Origin of the sequence: Actinoalloteichus spitiensis RMV-1378, from assembly GCF_000239155.1 — a bacterium.
In the GTDB taxonomy this organism is placed as follows: Bacteria; Actinomycetota; Actinomycetes; order Mycobacteriales; family Pseudonocardiaceae; genus Actinoalloteichus_B; species Actinoalloteichus_B spitiensis.
The window spans coordinates 1-7,052 of the sequence record NZ_AGVX02000452.1; the positions used below are offsets into that span (position 1 = coordinate 1).

The 7,052-nt window shown below is 70.2% G+C and carries 6 protein-coding genes; 5 read left to right on the forward strand and 1 reads right to left on the reverse strand.

Annotated elements, in window-relative coordinates; genetic code table 11:
* Positions 1-370 precede the first annotated feature (370 nt).
* The 4 genes from ectA (at position 371) to thpD (ending at position 3,970) form a co-directional block, all read left to right on the forward strand.
* The gene (gene ectA, locus ACTIDRAF_RS0218945) at positions 371-916 is read left to right on the forward strand and encodes a diaminobutyrate acetyltransferase (RefSeq protein ID WP_026066273.1); all 546 of its coding nucleotides are present in this window, start codon (positions 371-373) and stop codon (positions 914-916) included.
* 140 nt (positions 917-1,056) lie between these two features.
* Positions 1,057-2,310, forward strand: a complete 1,254-nt coding sequence (ectB, locus tag ACTIDRAF_RS0218950) for a diaminobutyrate--2-oxoglutarate transaminase (RefSeq protein ID WP_016700304.1) — start codon at positions 1,057-1,059, stop codon at positions 2,308-2,310.
* 77 nt (positions 2,311-2,387) lie between these two features.
* Positions 2,388-2,822 carry an ectoine synthase gene (locus ACTIDRAF_RS0218955; protein ID WP_026066275.1) on the forward strand — a complete coding sequence of 145 codons (435 nt, stop codon included), beginning with the start codon at positions 2,388-2,390 and terminating at the stop codon, positions 2,820-2,822.
* Between the two features lie 242 nt (positions 2,823-3,064).
* Positions 3,065-3,970 (forward strand): ectoine hydroxylase, encoded by a 906-nt coding sequence (gene thpD, locus ACTIDRAF_RS0218960; RefSeq protein ID WP_016700306.1) that lies wholly within the window; start codon positions 3,065-3,067, stop codon positions 3,968-3,970.
* Positions 3,971-4,147: 177 nt separating this feature from the next.
* On the opposite strand, the gene ACTIDRAF_RS0218965 is transcribed toward thpD, so the two are convergent.
* Positions 4,148-5,242 (reverse strand): ADP-ribosylglycohydrolase family protein, encoded by a 1,095-nt coding sequence (locus tag ACTIDRAF_RS0218965; RefSeq protein ID WP_157163137.1) that lies wholly within the window; start codon positions 5,240-5,242, stop codon positions 4,148-4,150.
* Positions 5,243-5,755: 513 nt separating this feature from the next.
* On the opposite strand from ACTIDRAF_RS0218965, the gene ACTIDRAF_RS29790 reads away from it, so the two are divergent.
* Positions 5,756-7,052: AfsR/SARP family transcriptional regulator (locus ACTIDRAF_RS29790; RefSeq protein WP_016700308.1), on the forward strand; the 1,297-nt coding region annotated here is incomplete at its 3' end.

The following is a 7,052-nucleotide window of genomic DNA, read 5'->3' on the forward strand; positions in this document are numbered from 1 at the left end:
TCCCGGTGCGGGTGGTCCGGAGCCCGTGGGTCGGCGGCGGGGTGGTGGCGTTCCCAGCAGTGGCCCGGAGCGGGATCGACTCGCCCGTTCAGGAGATGCGGGGCGAGAAGATCCGCCCTACGGTGGGTTGATCAGTGAAACATCACGCTGAGTGGGCGCGATGTGCGGTATGGGGATACAAACATCACCCGTTCCAGGGGTGAGCAGTCACCCGGCCGATGAACGCCGGCGCAGCCTAGCACAATTGCCCATGTTAAATCAAGGTTAATGTGCTTCTTGTCACGCTGTTTTCTGCGAATCCACTGGTAGATGCGGGGTCGCGCATTCGCAGATCTGCCGGGAAACGGCACCTCTGTTAGGTTGACGAATTATGACCACGGCACACCCGAATTCTGAAAGCAGCGGAAGTGGGTCAGTGGCGCAGGTGGCGATCGAATCGCCGAATGTGTCGGACGGATCCGCGATGTGGCGCCTCGCGCGCGATTCCGGGGTGCTGGACCTGAACTCGTCCTACGCCTACGTGCTGTGGTGCCGTGACTTCTCCCGGACATCGGTCGTCGCCCGTGTGGACGGTGTGGTCGGCGGATTCGTCAGCGGGTACGTGCGTCCGGACGCGCCCGACACGATCATGGTGTGGCAGGTCGCCGTCGACGAACGCCACCGTGGTCGCGGGCTGGCCGGCGGCATGCTCCGCGAGCTCGTGGACCGGGTCACCCACACCGGCGTCCGCTACCTCGAAACGACCATCACGCCGGACAACACGGCATCCATCCGGCTGTTCAGCGCCCTTGCCAGGAACCGCGGCACCGAGCTCGAGCGCCGGGAGCTCTTCCCGGCCGACGCCTTCCCGGATTCGCACGAGGGCGAGGACCTGTACCGAATCGGTCCCTTCCGCCCCACCTCCTCCGGAACCTGACCCGACGGTCATCCCACGACAGCGACCAAGATCCACGAAGCGATCACCGGTCCCGGGAGCGACGTCGTCGCGCGGTCTCCCGCCGGGTGAGTCCGTCGCCGCCGGTGCAGATATCGCAATCCTAGAACGGACGGAGAATCGTGAACGTCTTCGAGAGCCTGGAATCCGAGGTTCGCAGCTATGGCCGTACCTGGCCGACGGTATTCGACCGTGCGCTCGGCAGCGAACTCTTCGACGAGAACGGAAAGCCGTATCTGGACTTCTTCGCCGGTGCCGGCGCCCTGAACTACGGGCACAACAATCCCGTGTTCAAGGAGGCACTGATCGACTACATCCGGCGGGACGGGGTGACGCACGGTCTCGACATGCAGACCGCCGCCAAACGGGAGTTCCTCGAGACCTTCAAACGGGTGGTCCTCGAGCCGAGGAACCTCGACTACAAGATCCAGTTCCCCGGGCCGACCGGTGCCAACTCGGTGGAGTCCGCGCTGAAGCTGGCGCGCAAGGTGACGGGGCGCGAGTCCATCATCAACTTCACCAACGCCTTCCACGGGATGACCCTCGGCGCCCTCTCGGTGACCGGCAACTCCATGAAGCGGGGCGGGGCGGGGATCCCGCTGGTGCACGCCACCCCGATGCCCTACGACCACTACCTGGACGGGCGGACCCCGGACTTTATCTGGTTCGAGCGGCTGCTGGAGGACAGCGGTAGCGGGCTCAACGAACCGGCGGCGGTCATCGTGGAGACGGTGCAGGGCGAGGGCGGCATCAACGTCGCCAGGGCGGAGTGGTTGCGGGCCCTCGCTGAACTCTGCAAACGCCACGGGATCCTGCTCATCGTCGACGACGTGCAGATGGGCTGCGGTCGTACCGGTCCGTTCTTCAGCTTCGAGATCGCCGGGGTCCAGCCGGACATCGTCTGCCTCTCCAAGTCGATCGGCGGCTATGGCCTCCCGATGGCGCTGACCCTGCTCCGCCCCGAGCTGGACGTCTGGGAGCCGGGCGAGCACAACGGGACCTTCCGGGGCAACAACCCGGCCTTCGTGACCTCCACGAAGGCGCTCCAGGAGTACTGGACCAGCGACAAACTGGAGAAGAGCACCCTGGCCAAGGGGGAGCAGATCGGGCGCTGCCTCGAGGAGCTGTCCCAGGAGCTGAAGCCGGCGGGGCTGGAACCGCGTGGACGCGGACTGGCGCGCGGGGTGGCGTTCGCCGAGCCGGCACTGGCGGGTCGGGCCAGCACGGCAGCCTTCGAACGAGGGCTGCTGATGGAGACCTCGGGACCCAACAGCGAGGTCCTCAAGCTGATGCCCCCGCTCACCGTGACCGACGAGGAGCTGGAACGCGGTCTCGACATCGTCGTGGACGCGGTGCGGGCGGTCTGCGCCCGCTGACCGGACAGGGAGTGGCGCGCGCGGTCCGTCGTGCCGGCCGTCAGGCGCCCTCGGAGAAAAAGGCAAAGGAGTCAAACGTGATCGTACGGTCATTGAGCGAGATCGAGGACACCGAGCGCGACATCAAGACGCCGAACTGGCGCAGCAAGCGCATCGTGCTGGCCAAGGAGGGCGTCGGGTTCTCGGTGCACGAGACCACGCTCTACGCCGGCACGGTGAACGACTTCTGGTACGCCAACCACATCGAGGCCGTGTTTGTGGTCGAGGGTGAAGGGGAAATCACGAACAAGGAGACCGGCGAGACCTTCCCGCTGGCTCCAGGCAGCCTGTACCTGCTCGACGGACACGAGCACCACCAGGTGCGGCCGAGGACGGACATCCGCACGGTGTGCGTCTTCAACCCACCGGTCACCGGGCGTGAGGTGCACGACGAGAACGGCGTGTACCCGCTGATCGTGGAGAAGGCGGAGCAGGACGAGCAGGCGCCCGCGAAGGCGGCCAACGTGGAGTGAGCCGGGGACGACGGGCTTCGGTAGCGATGAGAGGGGTTGACGCCACCACCACCTGACCCGTATCCCGGGACGTGGGGATGTCGACCGCGAGATCGGCGCGGGGCGGGCGCCGCCTCGGCGTCGACGGGCGGGACACCAGTCCCGGGACCCGAACACCGACGAGCCCGGACCACCACCACATCGCGGATCGACCCGCGTCTCCCGCGGGTCGCCGATCGGGAATTCGCCTAGGAGGCAATCACATGACTGTGGCCGACGTGAAGACCGATGACCTCTACCCGACCCGGGTCGGGACGGAGCCGGCGCTGATCAAGCGAGAGGATCCGGTGGTCTGGCCGGGGGTGGACTCCGGGCCGATCGACGGCGACACGTTGCGGTCCTACGACGAGAAGGGCTTCCTGACGGTCGAGGGGCTGCTGACACCGGCCGAGGTGCAGAAGTTCTGGCAGGAGCTCACGCGGCTCTCGTCCGACCCGGAGGTGAAGGCGGACGAGCGCACGGTGGTGGAGAAGTCCTCCAACGAGGTCCGTTCGATCTTCGAGGTGCACAAGATCAGCGAGGAGATCGGTCGGCTCGCGACGGACCCGAGAGTCCTCGACCGCGCCCGGCAGCTCCTCGGCTCGGACGTCTACGTGCACCAGAGCCGCGTGAACTACATGCCCGGGTTCAAGGGGCGCGGCTTCTACTGGCACTCGGACTTCGAGACCTGGCACGCCGAGGACGGGATGCCGAGGATGCGGGCGGTGAGCATCTCGATCGCGTTGACCGACAACTACCCGTTCAACGGCGGGCTGATGCTCATGCCGGGTGCCCACCGCACGTTCGTCTCCTGCGTCGGAGCCACCCCGGACGACCACTACAAGGAGTCCCTCCGGGAACAGGAGATCGGCGTCCCGGACCAGGACAGCATCAGCAAGCTGGCGGCGGAGCACGGGATCGAGCAGTTCACCGGGCCGGCCGGCTCGGCGCTGATGTTCGACTCCAACTCGATGCACGGCTCGGGCAGCAACATCACGCCGTTCCCGCGTTCGAACATCTTCATCGTGTTCAACAGCGTGGAGAACACCCCCGCGGAGCCGTTCGCCGCTTCGCAGCCGCGGCCGTCCTTCGTGGCGAACCGGTCCGACTTCAGCCCGTTGGCGCGGTGACGCCACCGCGGGAGTGAACTCCGGGGGCCGTGGGCTCCCCCGCTTCCTGGACCGCTGGTCCTGGTTGGCGAGGGGGCCCACGGCCCCCGGTCGCGCACCAGAGGTGGTGCCGATCCCGCCGGGGACACCGGACGGCGGCACCGGGCGGCCCGCGTGCCGGCCCCGCGCAACCCCGCGTCAGGCGACCAGGTAGCGCTGCTCCTCGAAGGTGTCACCGGCGCAGGTGGCGCCGAGGTCGTGGCCCACGCGTTCGATGACGTCCGCGAGTTCCAGCCGCGCCAACCACGGTCGGGGCAGCACCGCGGTGCCGTGCAACGCACCGAGGATGTTCCCGGTCACGCTGGCCGTCGAGTCGCTGTCACCGGAGTGGTTGACCGCCAGCCGCAACGCGTCCGGGAACTGCGCGGCCCTGCGGTGGGTGAGCGCCGAGTAGACGGCGATCGCCAGCGCCTGCGATCCCACCCAGCCGGGACCGAGGCTCATCACCGACTCCGCGCCCGGACCGCCCTCCGGGGGAGTCCGGCCGAACGCCCTGGCTTCCAGCGACGCGCGCGCGGCTCCGAGATCCCGTTCGGCGAGGCGGACGGCCGAGGCCAGGCTCTCCGCCGTGTCGGGGTGGTCGCGCAGCACACGTCCCGTCACCTGGTCCACGGCGTCGGGCAGCGACCGTCGGCGGACCGCCACCAGGTGCACGAGGAGCGCGAGCGCGCCGGCGGGAGCCCAGGCGGCCGGGTGGCCGTGGGTGAGGGCGGCGAACTCGCACCCCATCTCGTAGGCGAGTTCCCCCGTGGGTGCGAAGCCCGCCGGGGCGGCGCGCACCACGCCGCTGCACCCGTTCGCCCGCTGGTACTGCTCGCCCTGGGTCGGGGGTTCCGCACTGGAGAGGGCGCGGAGGCAGGCCAGGCCTGGTGCGCGCCTGGCGTAGAGCCGGGGATCGGCGAGCAGCCCCACCGCGTCGCGGTCGGGGCGCTTGCGTTGTTGGGTCCGCAGCCACCGCCGGTAGCCGCTCCAGACCTCGCGGGCCGGGTCCCAGATCTGGAGGTGCTTCCCCCGCACCCACGCGCTCAGGTAGCCCTCGGCGGTGAACAGGGTGAGTTGGGTGTCGTCGCTGATCAGTGCCGGCTTGCCCGGCTCGGTGACGCCGTCCTGCCCGTGCCGGCGGCGGATCTCGGCGAGCTGGTGGAACTCGACCGGGGCGCCGAGCGCGTCTCCCAGCGCTCCGCCGAGCAGGCAGCCCGCAGCCCGGTCGACCACGGTGGTCGCTGTAGCCACGTGCCCTCCACACCAGGATGTCAACGAGTCGACAGTAGTCGGTGTGGATCACCCATAAGGGTGGAAGCGCCCCTCACCTGGGGACACGCCGTGCGCCAGGGGTGGTGTCGTCTCGCCGGCGCTGACCTTCCTGGGGGAGTGAACGCTTTCCTTCCGGGTGAGATGTAGCTGGAGGTGAGCGGCGGGTGACCGCACCGGCCGCGTCGGGGTGTCGCGCGGATCGCGGGTGAGGGGGCGGCTCCCGCCGCCAGGACCCGAGGCGCGGGTGGATGCGCGCCTCGCCGAGCGCCTGGCCGCTGCCTCCGCGCGGGGGCCGGAGAGCCGGGGCATCGGCGCACCGGCCAGCGCCGAACCGGAGCCACCGACCGACGCCGGGGCCGCGATCCCTGCCGCCGCCCTGCCCCCGGTCAGTACGGTGAAGCGGTCACGGAGAGTTCGGCGAGCGCCTACGTTGTCGAATCGAGGCAGGGAGCGGGTCGTCCGCCCGGAAGCGGTGATGGAGGCGACGAGGCGGTGCTGAACGGCGACGGCACGACCGGCGGGGAACCAGGAGCGCGTTTCCTCCTGCTCGGTCCGGTCGAGGTCACCGTGGACGGGCGGCCGGTGCCGCTCGGCAGCCGGGCGATGCGGCGCGTTCTCGCGTTGCTGCTGTTGAACCGGGGCACCGTGGTCCCCACCGAACGCATCGCGGAGATGCTGTGGGAGCACTCCCCGCCCGCCAGCGCCCGCACGATCCTGCACGGCTACGTCTCGCGGCTGCGCAGGCGACTGGCGGCCCTCCCCGGGGGCTCGCTGGCCGATATCCGCACCAAGGCCCCCGGCTACCGCATCGAGGTGGACGGCGGCCTGATCGACCTGGTGCGGGCTCGCGACCTCGCCGCGTCGGCGCGAGTGGACGGTGACGACGACCCCGGGCCGGACCGGCGAGCCCGGCTGCTGCGCCAGGCGCTCAGCCTCTGGCGGGGGCCGAGCCTGGGCGACCTCGCCGACGAGGGCGTGCTCGGCACGCTGGCTCACTCCATCGAGGAGTTCCGCCTCGACCTGGTCGAGCAGCGGGTCACCGCGGACCTGGAACTCGGCCGGGAGGGACTGGTCACGGCGGAGCTCGTCCGGCTGCTGGACGAGCACCCGCTCCGGGAACGGTTGGCGGCGCACCTCCTGGTCGCCCTGTACCGGCTCGGGCGCCGGGCGGACGCGATCGCCCGCTACCAGGACGTTCGACGGCGGTTGCGCGAGGAGTTCGGCGTCGACCCCTCACCCCACCTCCAGCGGACCTACGAACGCGTGCTGCGGGACGACCCGGTGTTGCTCGGGTCCGGGAACCGACCGGCGGTCACCGCCGGTCGCGACAGCGCCGCGCCCCGGCAGTTGCCCGCCGAGGTCGGCGGGTTCACGGGCCGCGCGCGGGAGCTCGCGAGACTGCGTGAACTGTGGGAGCGCCGACACCTGGCCGGTGAGGAACGCGCGGACTCCCGCCCGCAGATCGTCGTGCTCGCCGGAGCGCCGGGAGCGGGGAAGAGCGCACTGGCGGTGACCTGGGCGCACCGGGTGCGCGCTGCCTATCCCGACGGTCAGCTCTTCGTGCACCTCGGCGGGGCCGACGGGCGGAACGGACCCGTGCCACCCGCCTCCGCCCTCCGGCAGCTGTTGGTGGGACTGGGCGTCCGCGACCAGGACGTGCCCGCCGGCGTGGCGGAACGCGCGGCGTCGTTCCGCTCGGCCGCCGCCGACCGCCGGCTGCTGCTGGTGTTCGACGACGCCGCCAGCACCGAACAGGTCCTCCCGCTGCTGCCGGCGGGGCGCGGCCGCC

Bases quoted from the DNA above. Each gene is read 5' to 3' on its own strand.
- thpD (WP_016700306.1), top strand. From the start codon at position 3,065: ATGACTGTGGCCGACGTGAAGACCGATGACCTCTACCCGACCCGGGTC.
- ectA (WP_026066273.1), top strand. From the start codon at position 371: ATGACCACGGCACACCCGAATTCTGAAAGCAGCGGAAGTGGGTCAGTG.